This is a genomic window from Gemmiger formicilis (genome assembly GCF_900167555.1).
In the GTDB taxonomy this organism is placed as follows: domain Bacteria; phylum Bacillota; class Clostridia; order Oscillospirales; family Ruminococcaceae; genus Gemmiger; species Gemmiger formicilis.
On sequence record NZ_FUYF01000004.1, the window covers coordinates 195,040 to 212,821 of the forward strand.

General features: G+C 61.0%; 17 protein-coding genes. All 17 read left to right on the plus strand.

What is annotated here, in order from left to right; all coding sequences use genetic code 11:
- The 17 genes from ppk1 (at position 1) to clpX (ending at position 17,736) form a co-directional block, all read left to right on the plus strand.
- A complete protein-coding gene (gene ppk1 / locus B5D32_RS05555) occupies positions 1-2,217 on the plus strand; it encodes a polyphosphate kinase 1 (RefSeq protein WP_078784108.1) in 2,217 nt (738 codons plus the stop codon).
- 14 nt (positions 2,218-2,231) lie between these two features.
- Positions 2,232-2,612: a hypothetical protein gene (locus B5D32_RS05560; protein WP_078784109.1), complete on the plus strand. Its 381-nt coding sequence runs from the start codon at positions 2,232-2,234 to the stop codon at positions 2,610-2,612.
- Between the two features lie 269 nt (positions 2,613-2,881).
- Positions 2,882-3,676: a M23 family metallopeptidase gene (locus B5D32_RS05565; RefSeq protein WP_242943407.1), complete on the plus strand. Its 795-nt coding sequence runs from the start codon at positions 2,882-2,884 to the stop codon at positions 3,674-3,676.
- A complete protein-coding gene (locus B5D32_RS05570) occupies positions 3,666-4,112 on the plus strand; it encodes a zinc metalloprotease (protein WP_078784110.1) in 447 nt (148 codons plus the stop codon). The genes B5D32_RS05565 and B5D32_RS05570 overlap by 11 nt, the downstream gene beginning before the upstream one ends.
- Before the next feature lie 46 nt (positions 4,113-4,158).
- Positions 4,159-6,024, plus strand: a complete 1,866-nt coding sequence (locus B5D32_RS05575; RefSeq protein ID WP_078784111.1) for a TIGR03960 family B12-binding radical SAM protein — start codon at positions 4,159-4,161, stop codon at positions 6,022-6,024.
- Positions 5,999-6,649, plus strand: coding sequence for a TIGR03936 family radical SAM-associated protein (locus B5D32_RS05580; protein WP_227595376.1), 651 nt, complete (start codon positions 5,999-6,001; stop codon positions 6,647-6,649). Before B5D32_RS05575 ends, B5D32_RS05580 begins: the two co-directional genes overlap by 26 nt.
- A gap of 368 nt (positions 6,650-7,017) precedes the next feature.
- Positions 7,018-7,359 carry a 50S ribosomal protein L19 gene (rplS, locus tag B5D32_RS05585; protein ID WP_078784112.1) on the plus strand — a complete coding sequence of 114 codons (342 nt, stop codon included), beginning with the start codon at positions 7,018-7,020 and terminating at the stop codon, positions 7,357-7,359.
- 72 nt (positions 7,360-7,431) lie between these two features.
- Positions 7,432-7,977: a signal peptidase I gene (lepB, locus tag B5D32_RS05590; protein WP_078784141.1), complete on the plus strand. Its 546-nt coding sequence runs from the start codon at positions 7,432-7,434 to the stop codon at positions 7,975-7,977.
- Positions 7,974-8,924, plus strand: a complete 951-nt coding sequence (gene ylqF, locus B5D32_RS05595; RefSeq protein ID WP_078784113.1) for a ribosome biogenesis GTPase YlqF — start codon at positions 7,974-7,976, stop codon at positions 8,922-8,924. Before lepB ends, ylqF begins: the two co-directional genes overlap by 4 nt.
- On the plus strand, positions 8,887-9,534 hold the full coding sequence (gene rnhB, locus B5D32_RS05600) for a ribonuclease HII (protein WP_078784114.1): 648 nt from the start codon (positions 8,887-8,889) through the stop codon (positions 9,532-9,534). Before ylqF ends, rnhB begins: the two co-directional genes overlap by 38 nt.
- Positions 9,527-9,877, plus strand: a complete 351-nt coding sequence (locus B5D32_RS05605; protein WP_078784115.1) for a YraN family protein — start codon at positions 9,527-9,529, stop codon at positions 9,875-9,877. Before rnhB ends, B5D32_RS05605 begins: the two co-directional genes overlap by 8 nt.
- A 223-nt stretch (positions 9,878-10,100) precedes the next feature.
- Positions 10,101-11,549: a threonine synthase gene (gene thrC / locus B5D32_RS05610; protein WP_078784116.1), complete on the plus strand. Its 1,449-nt coding sequence runs from the start codon at positions 10,101-10,103 to the stop codon at positions 11,547-11,549.
- 27 nt (positions 11,550-11,576) lie between these two features.
- Positions 11,577-12,260 carry a metallophosphoesterase gene (locus B5D32_RS05615; protein WP_078784117.1) on the plus strand — a complete coding sequence of 228 codons (684 nt, stop codon included), beginning with the start codon at positions 11,577-11,579 and terminating at the stop codon, positions 12,258-12,260.
- Positions 12,261-12,265: 5 nt separating this feature from the next.
- Positions 12,266-14,170, plus strand: a complete 1,905-nt coding sequence (locus tag B5D32_RS05620; protein WP_078784118.1) for a DUF6020 family protein — start codon at positions 12,266-12,268, stop codon at positions 14,168-14,170.
- Positions 14,171-14,266: 96 nt separating this feature from the next.
- Positions 14,267-15,655: a trigger factor gene (gene tig, locus B5D32_RS05625; RefSeq protein WP_078784119.1), complete on the plus strand. Its 1,389-nt coding sequence runs from the start codon at positions 14,267-14,269 to the stop codon at positions 15,653-15,655.
- 123 nt (positions 15,656-15,778) lie between these two features.
- Positions 15,779-16,369, plus strand: a complete 591-nt coding sequence (locus B5D32_RS05630) for an ATP-dependent Clp protease proteolytic subunit (protein WP_078784120.1) — start codon at positions 15,779-15,781, stop codon at positions 16,367-16,369.
- Positions 16,370-16,383: 14 nt separating this feature from the next.
- Positions 16,384-17,736, plus strand: a complete 1,353-nt coding sequence (gene clpX, locus B5D32_RS05635) for an ATP-dependent Clp protease ATP-binding subunit ClpX (protein ID WP_078784121.1) — start codon at positions 16,384-16,386, stop codon at positions 17,734-17,736.
- The last annotated feature ends 46 nt before the right edge of the window (positions 17,737-17,782 follow it).

Here is a 17,782-nt window from a genome sequence, read left to right on the forward strand (position 1 = left end):
TTGGAAAAAAAGCCGGAAAGCATCTTCATCAACCGTGAACTCAGCTGGCTTGATTTCGACAGCCGGGTGCTGGCCCTTGCCAAGGAAAAGACCGTGCCGCTGGGCGAACGCATCAAGTTTGCTGCTATCTTCGGCAGCAATATGGACGAGTTCTTCATGGTCCGCGTCGGCTCGCTCTACGACCAGACGCTGCTCAAAAACAATAAGACCGACAACGTCACCCACATGACGGCGGCGGAGCAGATCGCTGCCATCACGCCGCGCGTGGCGGAATTGCAGGCAAAATGCGATAAATACTTCCAGCACCTTGTCTCGGCGCTGGCGCAGGAGGGCTACAAAAAGGTAGACTTCGCCAAGCTCGCCAAGCCGCAGGAGCATTTCTGGAAAACCTACTTCCAGCGCGAGCTGCTGCCGCTGCTCAGCCCGCAGATCGTTGATTCCCGCCATCCGTTCCCGTTCCTGAACAACAAGGACATTTACTATATTGCCCAGCTCCACTCCAAAAATGAGGGCATCAGTTACGGCATCGTGCCGGTCAGCAGCCAGTTTGAGCGGGTGCTTTTTGTCAAGGACGGCGAGACGACCTGCTTTGCCTTTGTGGAGGAGCTGATCGCCCACTATGCTGCGACGATTTTCAGCGCCAGCACAGTGCAGAAGCAGTGCCTGTTCCGCGTGACCCGCAACGCGGACATCACGGTGGACGAGGGCATGATGGATCACGACGTCGACTTCCGCGATGTCATGAGCGAGCTGCTGAAAAAGCGCCGCAAGCTGGCGGCTGTGCGCCTGCAATTCTGGCCGGACGCCCCGCAGGAAATCGTCAAATTCCTGCGGGACAAGCTCGTCGTGCCCGCGGATCGCTGCTATACCCAGACGTCGCCGCTCGACTCCGGCTCGCTGTTCAAGCTGGCCGGGCGCATCTCCGCTGACGGCGGCCACACGGCGCTGTTCTATCCCGCGGCAAAGCCCATGCAGGCCCCGGCAGGGTACGACCTGTACACCGAGGTCCGCAAGCATGACGTGCTGCTGGCCTACCCGTACCAGAGCATCCGCCCGTTTATCAAGATGCTGCTGCGCGCGGGTGCTGACCCCGACGTTGTGTCGATCAAAATGACGCTCTACCGCATGGCCAGCGACTCCCAAATCGTGAACGCCCTGATCGCCGCTGCCGAGAACGGCAAGGAGGTCGTCGCGATGGTCGAGCTGCGCGCCCGCTTTGACGAGCAGAACAACATCGACTGGTCCAAGCAGCTCGAGGATGCGGGCTGCACCGTGTTCTACGGCTTCGACGATTACAAGGTCCATTCCAAGCTGACTCTTATCACCAGCCGCGTCAACGGCCAATATAAGTACTTGACGCAGATCGGCACCGGCAACTATAATGAAAAGACAAGCGAGCTGTACACCGACCTGTCCTTCATCACGACCCGGCAGGAGATCGGCGAGGAGGCCAGCGCCGTCTTTAACAACATGGCCCTGCAGCGCCTGACGAGCGAGGCAGACACGATGCTGGTCGCACCGCTGCGCTTCAAGACCGTGCTGCTCGAGGAAATGGACCGCCAGATCGCGCTGGCCATGCAGGGCAAGCCCGCGTCCATCATCCTGAAAAACAACTCCATCAACGACCCGCAGATCATCGACAAGATCAGCGAGGCCAGCTGTGCGGGTGTCCGTGTGGACATGATCGTGCGCGGCATCTGCTGCGTGCGTGCCGGTGTGCCGGGCCGCACCGAGAACGTGCATATCCGCAGTCTGGTGGGCCGCTATCTGGAACACTCCCGCATCTACTGCTTCGGCAGCGGCGAGGCCATGCGCATTTACATTGCGTCCGGCGACTTCCTGACCCGCAACACCGAGCGCCGCGTTGAGGTCGGCGTCCGCGTGGATGACCCGGCCATTGCCAAAAAGCTGCGCGGTATCCTTGACTTGCAGCTGCGCGACACCGTCAATGCCCGCGAGATGCAGCCGGACGGCACCTATGTGAAGGTGCGCCCCGCCGAGGGTCAGCCCCCGGTGGACAGTCAGATGGCGATGTTTGGCTATTTCCAGAACGGCTTCGTGCAGGAGACGGACAAGCCCGAGAAACCAAAAGCAGAATCCAAGCCCAAGGCGGCAGCCGTAAAGGCCGCTGTAAAACCCGTACCCCGGCAGCGTGCGGCACTGCGCCCCAAACGTGCAGGTCTGCTGCAAAGCCTGTTCGGACGCGGGAAAAAATAAGGAGAACCTAAACCATGAAAAGCTGTGTAGTGACCGCAAATTATGCCTGTGACCCCAACAAGGTGTGGCTGTATCTGACCAAGCCGACCCTCAACGGCTGGCGCAGGGACGTCAGCAGCTATGAGGAGAGCGACGACGGCCTGAAGGCTACCGAAAAGAACACCGACGGCAGCGAGACCCAGATCGTCTTTACCCGCAAGGAAAAGCCCCGGTGCTTGAGCTGCAACTTCCAGAAGGGAAAGATCAGCGGCACCTTTACGGCGCTGCTGCTGGGCGGCGGTGACGCCACCAGCGTGGAATGCACGCTGGATGTCAACGGTCTGGGCCTTTTCACCAAGCCCGAAAAGCTCCTAAACGAGCGTCTGGAGATGCTCCGCCAGACGCTGGGGGCATAAGGCCCTTGGCCCCCTCTGCGAGGGGGCTCCCGCCGCAGCGGGTGGGGGAGAGAACCTCCCGGCAATCCGAAATATTTCGGGTCGCGGCAAGGCTCGCTCCCTCCGGCCCTGCGGGCCACCGCTCCCCCTCTGACGCTGCGCGCCACCTCCCCCGTATCGGGGGAGTCTGTCTCGCCGAGGGAGGCAAGTAAGCATGCATCCGCCCTTCGGGGCGGATATTTTTTTCCCCGCCCGCATACCGTGTATAAAAAACACGGGAGGTGTACGCCATGTGGGAAAACGCCGCGCCGCTGCCGGAAAATGAGCCGCCGAGGCCGCCTGCCCGCCGCGCCGGTTCCGAGGAGGATTTGGTCCTATGGGCGCAGATCCTTCTCTGTCTTGCTGCCATCGGCCTTGTGCTGGCCGCCGGGGCGCTGGATTGGCCGATTTACCCGGAGCTGCGCCGCGCGTTCACGGCGGCCATGCAGCCCGAGCAATCGCTGCTTCTGGGCGAGGAGCGCAACCTTCTGAAATTTACCGAGCAGACCGCCGGGGAGCTGGCCGACTCCGCCCGCAGCATGTGGGAGGACTTCACCCTGCCCGCCACGCCGGAGAGCGCCCGCACAGCTCACGGCCAGCCGTCGCCGCCTGCCTACGCCAGGACGGACAGCTACACGCCCGACTTTCCACTGCAATTCCCGCTGCCCGGGCAGAGCCGTAAAACCTCCGGCTACGGCTGGCGCACCGATCCGATGGGCGGCCTTGGCGACGACTTTCACATCGGCAACGACCTGGCTGCAGCACAGGGCATGCCGGTGCTGGCCGCCGCGGACGGTGTGGTGCGCATGGCGGGCAGCCATAAGAGTTACGGCAACTACCTGCGCATTCTCCACGCCGACGGCGACGAGACGCTGTACGCGCACATGCAGTATCTGTTCGTAAAGGCGGGGGAGTGCGTCACCGCGGGGCAGATCCTCGGCACCGTGGGCGAGACCGGCAACGCCACCGGCCCGCACCTGCACTTTGAGATCCTGCACCGCGGTCTGCGCTATGACCCCGCCGAGGCCCTGCAGAATGCGTCGTAGCCGCGCAAAGATCCGCTGGAAGCAGCCGCTGCTTACCCTTGCGGCCTTAACGCTGCTGCTGGCGTTTGACGGCAGCGGCATCCTGCGGGTAGGGCTGGGCTGCGCCGTGCTGCATGAGTGCGGCCACGCGCTGGCTTACCGCCTTTTGTGGCAGCGCTGGCCGGAAATCGAGGTCTCGCCCTTCGGCCTCTGCCTGCGGCTGCGCGGCCTGCCGATGACGAACCTGCAGGAGCTTCTGCTGGCTGCAGCGGGCCCGGCGGTCAACCTGCTGGCCTGTGCGGCAGTGCTGGCCTTCATGCGCGCCACGGCCTATACCTATGGCGGCTACTGGTTCGCCTGCTGCAATCTGCTGGTGGGCGCCAGCAATCTGCTGCCCCTGCCCGGCCTGGACGGTGCGCATATTGCCGTGTGTCTGTTGCATTTTGGCCGGAAATAGGGTACAATAAACTGATACACTAAAAAGCTAAGGATGGTTCACCAATATGGCGGAATTTTCCCCGAAATTTAAAGAAGCATTAAGCCTTGTGCAGAAGCCGGGCCGGTACACCGGCGGCGAGCCGGGCTGTGTCTATAAGGATAAGTCCAGGGTCGATGTGCGCATGGCGTTCTGCTTCCCCGATACCTACGAGATCGGCATGTCGTTCCTCGGCGAAAAGATCCTCTACGACATCCTCAACCGCCACGAAAACTGGTGGTGTGAGCGCGCGTTCATGCCCTGGACCGATATGAAGGAGCAGATGGAGCGGCTGGACATTCCGCTCTACTGCCTTGAGAGCAAGGATCCGCTGACCGATTTTGACATCATCGGCTTCTCGCTGGAATATGAGCTGGCCTACACGAACGTGCTGGCCATGCTGCGCCTGTCGGGTATTCCGCTGCGCGCCGCGGACCGCGACGAGCGCTGGCCGCTGATTATTTCCGGCGGCCCCTGCGTCTGCAACGCCGAGCCGATGGCGGATTTCTTCGACGTCATGCAGCTGGGCGAGGGTGAACAGATGCTCCAGGACATCTGCGCCGCAGTCGAACGGGGCAAAAAACAGGGCTGGAACAAAGAACAGCTGCTTTTGGAACTCGCCAAAATTCCCGGCGTCTACGTGCCGTCCTTCTACGATGTGACCTACAGGGAGGATGGCCGCATTGAGGCTGTCACCCCGAACCGTCCCGGCGTTCCCGCCCGCGTGACAAAGGCCATCGTCAGGGATATGGACAGCTTCACCCCGCCGGAAAACTTTGTTGTGCCGCTCGTCGGTGCGGTGCAGGACCGCGCCTGCGTCGAGGTGCTGCGCGGCTGCGTGCGCGGCTGCCGCTTCTGTCAGGCAGGCCAGCTCTACCGCCCCTTCCGTGAGCGCAGCCCCAAGCTCATCAGCGACAGCGCCCGTGCGCTCTGCCGCAACACCGGCTACGATGAATTGAGCCTGTCGAGCCTGTCTACCTCCGATCATTCGCGGCTGGAAGAAATTCTCGATGAACTGAACTCCTGGGCCGAGGCTGACCACGTCAGCTTGTCGCTGCCGTCCCTGCGTGTGGACAACTTCTCGGAATCGCTGGTCGAAAAGACGACGAAGGTCCGCAAGAGCGGTCTGACCTTTGCCGCCGAGGCCGGCACCCAGCGCCTGCGCGACGTCATCAATAAGAACGTCACGTGGGAGCAGATCGAGCGCGGCTGCCGCATCGCCTTCTCGGAGGGGTACACCTCGGTCAAGCTCTACTTCATGATGGGTCTGCCGACGGAAACGCTCGACGACATCAAGGGCATTGCTGACACGGCGCAGCAGGTCGTGGACCTGTTCTATAAGATCCCCAATCGACCGAAGGGCAAGGGCGTGCAGGTCACGATCAGCGTCGCCTGCTTTGTGCCCAAGCCCGACACGCCGTTCCAGTTCTGCGCCCAGGACCGCCGCGAGTCCCTGCGTGAGAAGCAGAAATATCTGCTCAGCTGCGTGCATTCCCGCAAGATCAAGGTCAACTACCACGACAGCACCACAAGCGTGCTCGAGGGTGTGTTCGCCAAGGGTGACCGCCGTCTGGGCCGCGTCATCGAGACGGCGTTCGAGAACGGTGCCTTTTTTGATACGTGGGAGGAATACTTCAACTATGACCGCTGGCTCGATGCGTTCAAGACCTGCGGCCTTGACCCGGACTTTTACAACTACCGCACCATCGGCCTGGACGAGGTCACGCCCTGGGACCATCTGGATGTCGGCGTGACAAAGGCCCATCTGGTGCGCGAGTACAACAAGGCGCTCGAGGCAAAAACGACCCAGCCCTGCAACCGCCAGTGCAGCGCCTGCGGTGCCAACAAGCTGATCGGAGGACCGTGCTTTGACTACAGTAAGAATCTTCTTTGAGAAGTGCGGCGAGTCCGCCTATATCTCGCTGCTTGACCTGCAGCGGGTCTTTCACCGGATGCTGAAAATGAGCAGCCTGCCTGTGTACTACACGCAGGGCTTCAACCCGCACATCTACCTGTCCTTCACCTGCCCGCTGTCCCTGGGGCAGGAGAGCCTCTGCGAAAGCTGCGAGGTCAAGACCGAGCAGGAGACGATTGACCCGCAGGCATGGATCGACGCCTTGCAGCCCCTGATGCCGCGCGGCATCGTCATCACGAAGGTCGCCCCGGCTGTGGAGAAGGTCGGTGAGATCGAGACGGCAGCCTATGAAATCACGATGCCCGCCGGCTCAGCCATCGCCCTTGACGCCTACAACAATGCCGAGCACGCCGAGGTCACGAAAAAGACGAAGCGCGGCTGCAAAACGCTGGAGCTGAAGCACTACCTTGACCGCATTGAGTACACGATTGAAGGCGGCACGCTGCGCTTTACGGCGCTGCTGCCATGCGGAAGCGGCGAGGCACTGAACCTGAACCCGTCCCTGCTGACCGACTTCCTCCGCACGCAGGGGGCCGCTCCCGTCTGGCAGTGCCGCGTGGTGCGGACGCACCTTTATAATAAAGCGGGCAAAGACTTCGAGTAAGCTCCCTGGCCCCCTCGCAGAGGAAGGTTTTTGACACGCGGCCTTCCCCCTCGGGGGAAGGTGCCCGAGGCCCCGCCCGAGGGCGGATGAGGGGCGGCCTTCCGGGCACAGCCCGTTTACGGGTAACTGCCGGGGACTTGCCCCTCATCCGGCCCTGCAGGGCCACCTTCCCCGCAGGGGAAGGCAAAAGCTGAAAAAATCTTCGTTTTTCTGTCAAAACCCCCTTGCCAAACGCGCTGCACAATGCTATAATACTAAAGCGTTAGTGCCGCCGAGCCATCGGCGGGATAATGACACATCATTATACAGGCGGTCCTCTGACGAACAATCGTGTATGAACGTCGCAATAAAATGGAGGAATTCAAACCATGGACGCAATGAAGCATTTTACCGAGGGTATGATCAAAGAGAACAAGCCCCAGTTCGAAGTCGGCGACACCGTTCGCGTCTCCGTCCGCATCAAGGAAGGCGACAAGGAGCGTATCCAGGCTTTTGAGGGCACCGTTATTGCCAAGAAGCATGGCGGCATCGCGGAGACCTTCACCGTCCGCCGCACCTCTTACGGTGTTGGCGTTGAGCGTGTGTTCCCGGTCAACAGCCCGTTCGTCGAGAAGGTTGACGTCGTTCGCCGCGGCAAGGTCCGTCGTGCGAAGCTGTTCTACCTGCGCGAGCGCACCGGCAAGGCTGCCAAGGTCAAGGCACGTATCTGAGCATACTAGAAAAGGGGAGGACGGTTGGCGTTCTCCCTTTTTTCGTATTTTTTTAAACGGGTGGTGGAAAACATGGCAGCATCCTTCAAGGACCGCTACCGCCGCAATAAGGAAACGCTGGAATGGTACGACGCCCTCGCTATGGCCGTGGCGGTCATTGCGCTGGTGTTCACCTTCGGCGTGCGCATCGTCAAGGTGGACGGCCACTCAATGGACCCGACCCTCTCTAACGGCGAACGCATCCTTATCAACCTTTTAAAAAAGCCCGACTATGACGACATCGTTGTCGTGGACGGCTACACGGAATACGGCAGGCCTCTCGTCAAACGGGTCATCGGCAAGGGCGGGGACACCATCGATATTGACTTTACCGCCGGCATCGTCTACCGCAACGGCGAGGCCCTCGACGAGCCCTACACCGCCGAGCCTACGTATTTATATGAAAGCGTGGACTTTCCCATCACGGTGCCGGACGGCTGCCTGTTTCTGATGGGGGACAACCGCAACAATTCCACCGACAGCCGCGATACCCGCGTGGGCTGCGTGGACGAACGTGACATTATGGGCGCAGCTGTGCTGCGCGTACTGCCCTTTGGCAAGATAGGAGCGGCCCAATGAGCCAGAGTGACATTATCAACAGCCGCCAGATCCAGTGGTTCCCCGGGCACATGACCAAGACCCTGCGCCTGATGGAAAAGGAGATCCGCAACGTCGACTGCGTTTTGCAGATTCTCGACGCGCGCATCCCGCTTTCCAGCCTGAACCCCGAGATCGAGCGCATCACCGCGGGCAAACCGCATCTGTACGTATTGAATAAGTCTGATTTGGCAGACCCCGAGATCACCAAGCAATGGCTGGCCTACTTCAAGAGTGCGGGTGCGGGCTGCATTGCGATGGACTCCAAGCAGCGCGGACGCGCCACGGCTACGAAGGGCCTGATCGAAAAGGAGCTTTCCGCGCTGATGGAGCGCCGCCGCAGCCGCGGCATGGTCGGCGCAGCCATCCGCGTTATGATCGTGGGCATCCCGAACGTCGGCAAGTCCACCTTCATCAACTCGTTTGCGGGCACGACCCGCGCCAAGGCTGCCAACAAGCCCGGCGTGACCCGCGGCAAGCAGTGGATCTCGGTTGACAGCTTTGACCTCATGGACATGCCCGGCGTGCTGTGGAAAAAGTTCGATTCGCTGGAAACGGCGTCGAACCTTGCGTTTATAGGCTCCATCCGCGACGATATTCTCGACATTGAGGAGCTGGCCTGCGGTCTGCTCTCCAGCGTGCGCGGCATTTATCCGCAGCAGCTGCTGGCCCGCTACAAGCTGGACGCCGAGGCACTGACGCTGCCGCCGTATGACCTCCTGCAGGCCATCGGCGCCAAGCGCGGTATGCTGATTTCCGGCGGTGAGGTCGATACCGAACGCGCCGCCAAGATGCTGGTCGGTGAGTTCCGCGCCAGCAAGTGGGGGCGGCTCTCCCTTGAGCGCCCGCCCCGGCGCGCCATTCAGGAAGATATGGAAGAGGTGACGGACGATGCCCCGCAAGACGACGACTGGGACGACGAGCAGTAACGAGGCGCTCTACGCCTTTGACACCGCCAAACGCGCCGAACACGGTACTGTCTGCGGTGTGGACGAGGCGGGCCGCGGCCCGCTGTGCGGCCCGGTCTGCTGTGCGGCGGTCATCCTGAACCCTGATGACCCCATCGAAGGTGTCAACGACTCCAAAAAGCTGACAGAGAAGCGACGCGACGCGCTGTATGAGGAAATCACAAAGCGCGCACTGGCGTATAAAATTATCTTCATCTCGCCGCAGGAAATTGACGAGCGCAACATCCTGTGGGCCACGATGGACGGCATGGCGCAGGCTGTGGCGGGGCTGGAAATAACGCCCGACTATGTGCTGATCGACGGCAACCGCTGCCCGCCGGGGCTGATACAGCCCGCCGAGGCCGTCGTCAAGGGCGACGCCAACAGTGCGTCGATTGCGGCGGCGTCGATTCTGGCAAAGGTCAGCCGTGACCGCTATATGCTCGAGCTGGACAAGCAGTACCCGCAGTACCAGCTTGCCAGGCACAAGGGTTATCCGACCAAGCTGCACTACGAGCTGATCGCGCAGTACGGCATCCAGCCGTTTTACCGCCGCAGCTTTCTGAAAAAGCAGGGCTACTGGCATGACTGACGTCGGCCGCACGGGCGAGGCTGTCGCCGCCAAGTACTACCAGCAGCGCGGCTGGCTGCTGCTGAACCACAACTACCGCACGCGGCTGGGGGAGCTGGACCTTATTTTGTATAAGGAAAACACCCTCGTCTTTGCCGAGGTCAAGACCCGCACCGGCGCGATGCTGGACCGCCCCGCCGCCGCGGTGGACGCCCGGAAGCAGAACCGCCTGATTTTGGCGGCCCAGCAATACCTGCAGCACAGCCCCTACCGCGATGCCGCCATCCGCTTTGATGTGGTGGAGGTCACGCCCGCCGCCCGCGGCTGGCAGGTGCATTGCATCCCGGGTGCGTTTGAGTGTTGAACCTCTCTTGGCCCCCTCTGCGAGGGGGCTCCCGCCGCAGCGGGTGGGGGAGAGAACCTTGCGGCAGCCGCACACTTTCCGGGTCGATGACGGACATCGACCCCTGCAACCCGTAGGGGCGGATTCCCTATCCGCCCGCAATCCGCCGTTCACAGCAACGGTATAGCGCCAAAAAAGGCTTATACATATAGAGGAAAGAGAATAAGAGAAAGGGTGTAAACGTATGCAGTATTTGAGCACCAGAGATTCCGCACTCCGCGTTTCCGCACAGGAGGCTATCGTCCGCGGTCTGGCACCGCAGAGCGGTCTGTTCGTGCCGGAGACCTTCCCCCGGGCCGATTTGGACGCATGGAAAAATCTCTCCTATTCCGAGCTGGCCGAGAAGGTCCTGGCCGGTTTTCTGACCGATTACAGCGCTGATTTCCTGCACACCGCAACGGCATCTACCTACGGCGCTGCCTTTGGCGGCAAGGCGGGCGAGACCGTTAAGGTCCGCGACGGCCTGTATTCTCTCGAGCTGTGGCACGGCCCGACCTGCGCCTTCAAGGACTACGCCCTGCAGCTCATGCCGAAGCTGCTCGTCGAGGCCAAGAAGATGCTGGGCCGCACCGAGACGACCCGCATTCTGGTGGCAACCTCCGGCGACACCGGAAAGGCCGCGCTGGCGGGCTACGCCGACCTCGACGGCATTGAAATTGAGGTATTTTACCCGAACGACGGCACAAGCGAGATCCAGCATCTGCAGATGGCGACCCAGAAGGGCGAAAACGTGCAGGTCTACGCCGTGCAGGGCAACTTTGACGATGCCCAGACCGGCGTCAAGAAAGTCTTTGCCGACGCCGACGTCGCCGCCGAGCTGGAAAAGCGCGGCATCCGCCTGTCCAGCGCCAACTCCATCAACTGGGGCCGCCTCGTGCCGCAGATCGTCTACTACTTTTACGCCTACTTCCGTCTGGCCGAGCAGGGCGCAGTCGAGTGGGGCAAGCCCGTGGATTTCTGCGTGCCCACCGGCAACTTCGGTGACATTCTGGCGGGCTACTACGCCAAGCAGATGGGGCTGCCCGTGGGCAGGCTGGTCTGCGCGTCCAACAAGAACAATGTTCTGACCGACTTCCTGCGCACCGGTACCTATGACGCCCGCCGCACCTTCTACAAGACGACCTCGCCGTCGATGGACATCCTGATCTCCTCGAACCTCGAACGTCTGCTCTACCACGTCAGCGGCAGCAGCGAAAAGGTCGCGGGCTGGATGCAGGAGCTTTCCGCCACCGGCAAGTACACCGTTGACGCCGAGACGCTGGCAAAAATCCAGCAGAGCTTTGCCGCAGGCTACGCCGACGATGCCGACGGTGCTGCTGAAATCAAGGCCCGCTTTGACGGCGACCACTACCTCTGCGACACCCACACCGCCGTGGCCTTCCGCGTGGCTGAGACCCGGCGCACCGACGCGCCGATGGTCGTGCTCTCCACGGCCAGCCCGTTCAAGTTCCCGCGCGACGTCCTGACGGCTCTGGGCGGGGAGGCCCCCGCCAGCGACTTTGCCGCCATGGCCGCGCTGACCGCCGAGACCGGCGCCGAGGCTCCCGCCTCGCTGCGCGAGTTGGATAAGCTCGAGGTACGGTTCAAGACCGTGCTGCAGCCCGCCGACATCCGCACCGCGGCTCTTCGTTAAAAGCAACAACTAGAAAGTGAGGGCCCTATGGCCATCTTTGCAATCGGGGATATGCACCTCTCGCTGGGAACGGACAAGCCCATGGACGTTTTCCCGGGGTGGGAGGGGTATCTGCCCCGACTGGAAGCCAGCTGGCGCAAGCTGATCGGCCCGGACGACACCGTTGTTCTGGCGGGTGACACCAGCTGGGCCATGAACCTGAACGACACAAAAGCGGATTTTGCCTTTATCCAAAACCTGCCGGGCCAAAAGTGGCTCTTAAAGGGCAACCATGACTACTGGTGGACGACGACCCGCAAGATGGAAAACTTCCTGACTGCCAACGGCTTTGACACGCTGCATATTTTGCACAACAACGCCTGCACTGTCGGCAATGTGGCGCTGTGCGGCACCCGCGGCTGGCCGTTTGACGACGTTGCCGCCCAGGGCGAAAAGCTCATGGCGCGGGAGGCGGGCCGTCTGCGCATGTCCTTGCAGGCGGCGGGGGATGTGGCAGAAAAGATCGCTTTTCTCCACTACCCGCCTATCTACCCCGGCGCACAGGCGCAGGAGCTGGTGGATGTGCTGAATGAGTTCGGCGTGACCGAGTGCTACTACGGCCACCTGCACGGCAAGTCCATCCGCTACGCAACGCAGGGCGAGCGCGACGGCATCACCTATCGGCTGATCTCCGCCGACGGTCTGTCGTTCTGCCCGTATAAAATCAGGTGATGCGGATGAAGCAGAAAACAAAAAGCATTGTCACGGCGCTGCTGCTGGGGGTCTTGTGCGCGGTAACACTGTCCGCCGTCATTACGGTGCCGGACTGGGAGACCGCCCGCGCGGATCTGCTGATCGGCATGCAGTACGAGACAACGGGCCTCGACCTTGACGCCGTGCCCGGCTGGCTTGCGGCGCTGGTCATGCTGCACCAGAATTTTCCGCTGGACGGCTGGGCCTGGGGGCCTGCCGCCGCGGGGCTGGCCGTGCTGCTCTGCTGGGTGCGCGGTCAGCGTGAGGCGAAACCCAAGCGCACGGAGCTGGTGCTGAGCATTGTCTTTGGCATTGCTGAGGTATTGGGTCTGAGCATCTGCAAGCTGGGCAGCTGGGCGTTTGTCTTTAAAAATCCGTATCAGCTCTGCGTCGGCGTGCTCTGCATGGCCGGGTACGCGGTGCTGTTCTACCACGCGGTCTGGGGGCTGTACGCCCTGCTGGGCCGCAGCCGGACGGGCGGGGAGGACTTCCCGCAGACCCGCTTCGCAGCGTGGTTCGCCAAGGCACCGGGCCGCGCGTCGTCGCTGCTCATCGGCGCGGCGTGGCTGCCGTGGGTCGCCGTGTTCTGGCCCGGCTCCGTGGACTGGGACTCCTGGGGGCAGATCTCGCAGGTGCTTGGGGTGCAGGAGATGACCGCCCACCATACGGTGCTCTCCACCTGGCTGCACGGCTGGCTGTTCCGGCTGGGCCGTGCGCTGGGCAGCGACAACCTCGGCGTGTTTCTCTACATAGTATTGCAATTTCTCGTCTGCGCGTGGGTGTTCGGGCAGGTAACGGCCTTTGCCGCCAGGCTCGGCTGCTCCCGCGGTGTGCAGTATGCGGTCACAGCATTCTTTGCACTCGACCCCATCTGGGGCGCGTTCATCCAGACGCAGGTCAAGGATACGCTCTACACGGGACTGTTCGTCCTGTTCGTGCTGAAAACCGCTGACCTGCTGCTCTTTCCGCAGGAATGGCAGGGGAGCCGCCCGCGCATGACCGCTTACGCGGTGCTCGGCGTGCTCTGCTGCCTGCTGCGCAAAAACGGCATCTATGCCGTTGTGCCGATGCTGCTGGCGTCGGCCTTCACCGTGAGTGAAAAGCGCCTGCGCCGCCCCGTGCTGGCGGTGCTGCTGGCCGTCTGCATCGGCTCGTTCGGGTTTGACACGTTCACCGAAAAAGTCCTCGACATCCCCGCAGGCAGCGTGGGGGAGGCGCTCTCGGTCCCGATGCAGCAGACCGCCCGCTATATCCGCGACTACGGCAATGAAGTCACCGACGGCGAGCGCACCGCCATCGAGAAGGTCCTCGACTACGATGCCATTGCCCAAAGCTACATGCCGGAGCTGTCCGATGGTGTCAAGCAGTACTACAAAAATCCCGGTAAGGGTGACCTGGCCCGCTATATGCTGGTCTGGGCCAAAATGCTGCTCAAGCACCCGGTCTGCTATTTTGAGGCAACGCACGCAAACTCCCACGGGTATTACACCATCACGAAATGCCGCGCCATCAACGATTACTACACGTTCAATAATGACATTTGCATGGAAATGTCTGAAATGAACGTCCACTATCTTGATAAATCCGGCTATCTGCGGTATGCTTTTGTACAGGCGCTCTCGGCATTTGAAAAGCTGCCGCTCGTGGGGCTTACAACGTCCATCGGGTTCATGGCGTGGCTGACTGCCGTGCTTGGTCTCTGGCTGGCGCGCTGCAAAGCAAAGCCTGTGCTGCCGGTTTTTATCGGCCTTGGCATCTTCTGGCTGACCTGCATTGCGTCCCCGGTCAATGACTGTATGCGCTATTTCCTGCCTGTGGCGGGGTGTCTGCCGCTGGTTTTCTGCCTGGCGGCGGTGTTTTCCCGTGAAAAATCAGAAATTACCGTCTGATTTGTTAAAAAATTCAAAAAAGACTGGTATTTTCCGCACAGGCATGGTATAATAACTTGTATTTTTATGTACATCTATTTTTGGAGGAATTTATAAATGAAACTGATTTCCTGTGAAAAGCTCGAAAAGAGCATGGTCGAACTGCAGTTCTCTATTGACGCGGAGACCTTCAAATCTGCTGTCAATACCGCTTTCAAGCGCGAGGGCAAGAAGTACGCCATCCCCGGCTTCCGCAAGGGCAAGGCTCCCAAGGCCATGATCGAGAAGATGTATGGCAAGGACCTGTTCCAGTATGATGCCATCAACGACCTGTTCCCCGAGAACTACGAGGCCGCCGTCAAGGAGGCTGGTATCGAGGTCGTTGGCCGTCCTGACCCCGAGGTCGTCTCCATGTCCGAGGACGAGGGCGCTACCCTGAAGGTCAAGGTCGCCGTCAAGCCCGAGGTCGAGCTGGGCGAGTACACCGGTTTAACCGTCAACAAAGATGTCAAGACTGTTGACGAGGCTGATGTTGACGCCGAGATCAAGCGCATGCAGGACCGCAATGGCCGTCTGCTGACCCGTGAGGGTGCTGCCGAGAACGGCGACACCGTTGACATCGACTTCGAGGGCTTCGTTGACGGCGTCGCTTTCGAGGGCGGCAAGGCTGAGCACTACTCTCTGGTGCTGGGCTCCGGCTCCTTCATCCCCGGCTTCGAGGAGCAGGTCGTCGGCCACAAGGCCGGCGAGGAGTTCGACGTCAACGTCAAGTTCCCCGAGGAGTACCAGGCTGAGGAACTGGCCGGCAAGGACGCCACCTTCAAGATCAAGCTGCATGAGGTCCAGTACAAGGAGCTGCCCGAGCTGGACGACGACTTTGCCAAGGACGTCAGCGAGTACGACACTCTCGACGAGCTGAAGGACTCCATCCGCAAGGGCATCGAGACCAACCACGAGAAGCAGGCTGACCAGAAGGTCGAGAACGACCTGATCGACCAGGTCGTGGGCGGCATGAAGGCTGAGATTCCCGACGCCATGATCGAGAGCCGCATCGAGGAGCTGGTGCAGGACTTCCAGTACCGCATCTCCCAGCAGGGCCTCAAGCTCGAGCAGTACCTGCAGTATATGGGCATGACCATGGAGCAGTTCAAGGAGCAGTTCCGTGAGCAGGCCGACAAGCAGGTCAAGATGCGCCTGGCCATGGAGGCTATCGTCGCCAAGGAGTCCATCGAGGCTACCGAGGAGGAGTTCGAGGCCGAGATCAAGCGCATTGCCGATGCTTACCAGATGGAGGCCGACAAGGTCAAGAGCCTGGTCGATGCTGCCGCCGTCAAGAAGGATCTGGCTGTCAACAAGGCAATCGACTTCGTGAAGTCCAAGGCCAACATCGTCGCCGGTGCTGCCGAGGAGAAGAAGCCCGCCAAAAAGACCACCCGCAAGACCACCAAGAAGGCTGCCGCCAAGCAGGACGAGGAGCCGAAGGAAGAGGAGACCAAGGGCGAGTAATCACCCTGAGGGCATCCGTAAACATTGAGTAAAAGGGCCGGTACGGTTGCGCAGCTATGCCGCCGTATCGGTTCCTTTGTCATCACCCATACTTTATCGAAAGCACCAAGGAGGGAAACCAGAATGAGCCTTGTACCTTATGTTGTCGAACAGACTGCGCGCGGTGAGCGCAGCTATGACATCTTCTCCCGCCTGCTCAATGACCGCATCATTGTGCTGAGTGAGGACGTCAACTCCGCCTCTGCCAGCGTCATCGTAGCACAGCTGCTGTACCTCGAGGGCCAGGACCCGGAGAAGGACATCTACTTCTATATCAACAGCCCCGGCGGCTCGATCTCTGACGGTATGGCCATCCACGACACGATGAACTACATCAAGTGCGATGTCTCCACCATCTGCGTCGGCATGGCGGCCTCGATGGGCTCTTTCCTGCTGGCCAGTGGCACCAAGGGCAAGCGCTTTGCCCTGCCGAACTCCGAGATCCTGATCCACCAGCCGCTTATCGGCGGGCAGGGTATCTCCGGCCAGGCTACCGACATCAAGATCCACGCCGACCACATCGTGCGTATCCGCGAGAAGATGAACACGCTGCTCAGCCAGTACACCGGCCAGCCGCTGGACGTCATCACCCGCGACACCGAGCGCGACAACTATATGACCGCGCAGCAGGCGAAGGAGTACGGCCTGATCGACGACATCCTCTATAAACACTGATTCGGGGGAACAACATGGCAAATCAAACGTCCGGCAAGGACGGAAAAGGACGCGAGCTCGTCTGCAGCTTCTGCGGGCGGACGCAAAATGAGGTAGAGCAGCTGATCATTGGCCCCGGCGTCAATATCTGCAAGGACTGCCTGGATATGTGCAACAATGCCCTGTACAAGGACGGCGAGCGCCCGGCCCCGCCGCGCGCCGGTATGCCGCGGAACCGCCGCCGCACAGACGCGCAGCCCGGTGCGGACTATGACTATGACCCGCTCGAGAGCATCAATATCCTGACCCCCGCCGAGATCAAGGCGGGGCTGGATCAGTATGTTATCGGGCAGGATGCCGCCAAAAAGGTGCTGGCTGTCTCTGTTTACAACCACTACAAGCGCATTCTCTCCCGCGAGAGCAGCGACGTGGAGCTGCAGAAGTCCAACGTGCTGATGCTCGGCCCGTCCGGCACCGGCAAGACGCTGCTGGCCCAGACGCTGGCCAGGATGCTCAATGTGCCGTTCGCCATCGCGGACGCCACGACGATCACCGAGGCAGGCTACGTCGGCGAGGATGTCGAGAACATCCTGCTCAAACTCATTCAGGCGGCGGATTTTGACGTCGCCCGCGCCGAGATCGGCATTATCTACGTCGATGAGATCGACAAGATCACCCGCAAGAGCGAGAACCCCTCCATCACCCGTGACGTCGGCGGTGAGGGTGTACAGCAGGCGCTGCTGAAGATCGTGGAGGGCACGGTCAGCAACGTGCCGCCCAACGGCGGACGCAAGCACCCGCAGCAGGAGTTCATCCAGATCAACACGAAGAATATCCTGTTCATCTGCGGTGGTGCGTTCGATGGGCTGGAAAAGCTCATTCAGAAGCGCACCGACAACGCCTCCCTCGGCTTTGGCAGCCAGCTGCGCACAACGCTGGACAAGGATGAGACGCGCCAGAAGCTGCTGAAGAAGGTCGAGCCTGACGACCTCGTCAAGTTCGGTCTCATCCCCGAGCTGATCGGCCGTCTGCCCGTTGTGACGGTGCTTGACCCGCTGGACGAGGAAGCTCTTGTCCGAGTTTTGACCGAGCCGAAGAACAGCATTGTGCGCCAGTACAAGGAGCTGTTCCACCTCGACAATGCCGAGCTCGTCTTTACCGAGGACGCGCTGCACGCCATCGCCAAGAAAACGGTGGAACGCAAGAGCGGTGCCCGCGGTCTGCGCAGCGTCGTCGAAGAACTGCTGATTCCGATCATGTACGACATCCCGTCGGACGCCACCATCACAAAGGTGACCATCGATGCGGATACGGTGGCAGGGGGCGAGCCACACATCGAGCACGGCATGATGCGCCCGCGCTACAAAAATATGGCGTCCCAGCAATAATTTGCAAACACACCGGTGCAGGAATGCGCCGGTGTGTTTTTGTTCA

Bases quoted from the DNA above. Each gene is read 5' to 3' on its own strand.
- B5D32_RS05560 (WP_078784109.1), top strand. From the start codon at position 2,232: ATGAAAAGCTGTGTAGTGACCGCAAATTATGCCTGTGACCCCAACAAG.
- B5D32_RS05565 (WP_242943407.1), top strand. From the start codon at position 2,882: ATGTGGGAAAACGCCGCGCCGCTGCCGGAAAATGAGCCGCCGAGGCCG.
- B5D32_RS05570 (WP_078784110.1), top strand. From the start codon at position 3,666: ATGCGTCGTAGCCGCGCAAAGATCCGCTGGAAGCAGCCGCTGCTTACC.
- B5D32_RS05575 (WP_078784111.1), top strand. From the start codon at position 4,159: ATGGCGGAATTTTCCCCGAAATTTAAAGAAGCATTAAGCCTTGTGCAG.
- rplS (WP_078784112.1), top strand. From the start codon at position 7,018: ATGGACGCAATGAAGCATTTTACCGAGGGTATGATCAAAGAGAACAAG.
- lepB (WP_078784141.1), top strand. From the start codon at position 7,432: ATGGCAGCATCCTTCAAGGACCGCTACCGCCGCAATAAGGAAACGCTG.
- ylqF (WP_078784113.1), top strand. From the start codon at position 7,974: ATGAGCCAGAGTGACATTATCAACAGCCGCCAGATCCAGTGGTTCCCC.
- rnhB (WP_078784114.1), top strand. From the start codon at position 8,887: ATGCCCCGCAAGACGACGACTGGGACGACGAGCAGTAACGAGGCGCTC.
- B5D32_RS05605 (WP_078784115.1), top strand. From the start codon at position 9,527: ATGACTGACGTCGGCCGCACGGGCGAGGCTGTCGCCGCCAAGTACTAC.
- thrC (WP_078784116.1), top strand. From the start codon at position 10,101: ATGCAGTATTTGAGCACCAGAGATTCCGCACTCCGCGTTTCCGCACAG.
- B5D32_RS05615 (WP_078784117.1), top strand. From the start codon at position 11,577: ATGGCCATCTTTGCAATCGGGGATATGCACCTCTCGCTGGGAACGGAC.
- B5D32_RS05620 (WP_078784118.1), top strand. From the start codon at position 12,266: ATGAAGCAGAAAACAAAAAGCATTGTCACGGCGCTGCTGCTGGGGGTC.
- tig (WP_078784119.1), top strand. From the start codon at position 14,267: ATGAAACTGATTTCCTGTGAAAAGCTCGAAAAGAGCATGGTCGAACTG.
- B5D32_RS05630 (WP_078784120.1), top strand. From the start codon at position 15,779: ATGAGCCTTGTACCTTATGTTGTCGAACAGACTGCGCGCGGTGAGCGC.
- clpX (WP_078784121.1), top strand. From the start codon at position 16,384: ATGGCAAATCAAACGTCCGGCAAGGACGGAAAAGGACGCGAGCTCGTC.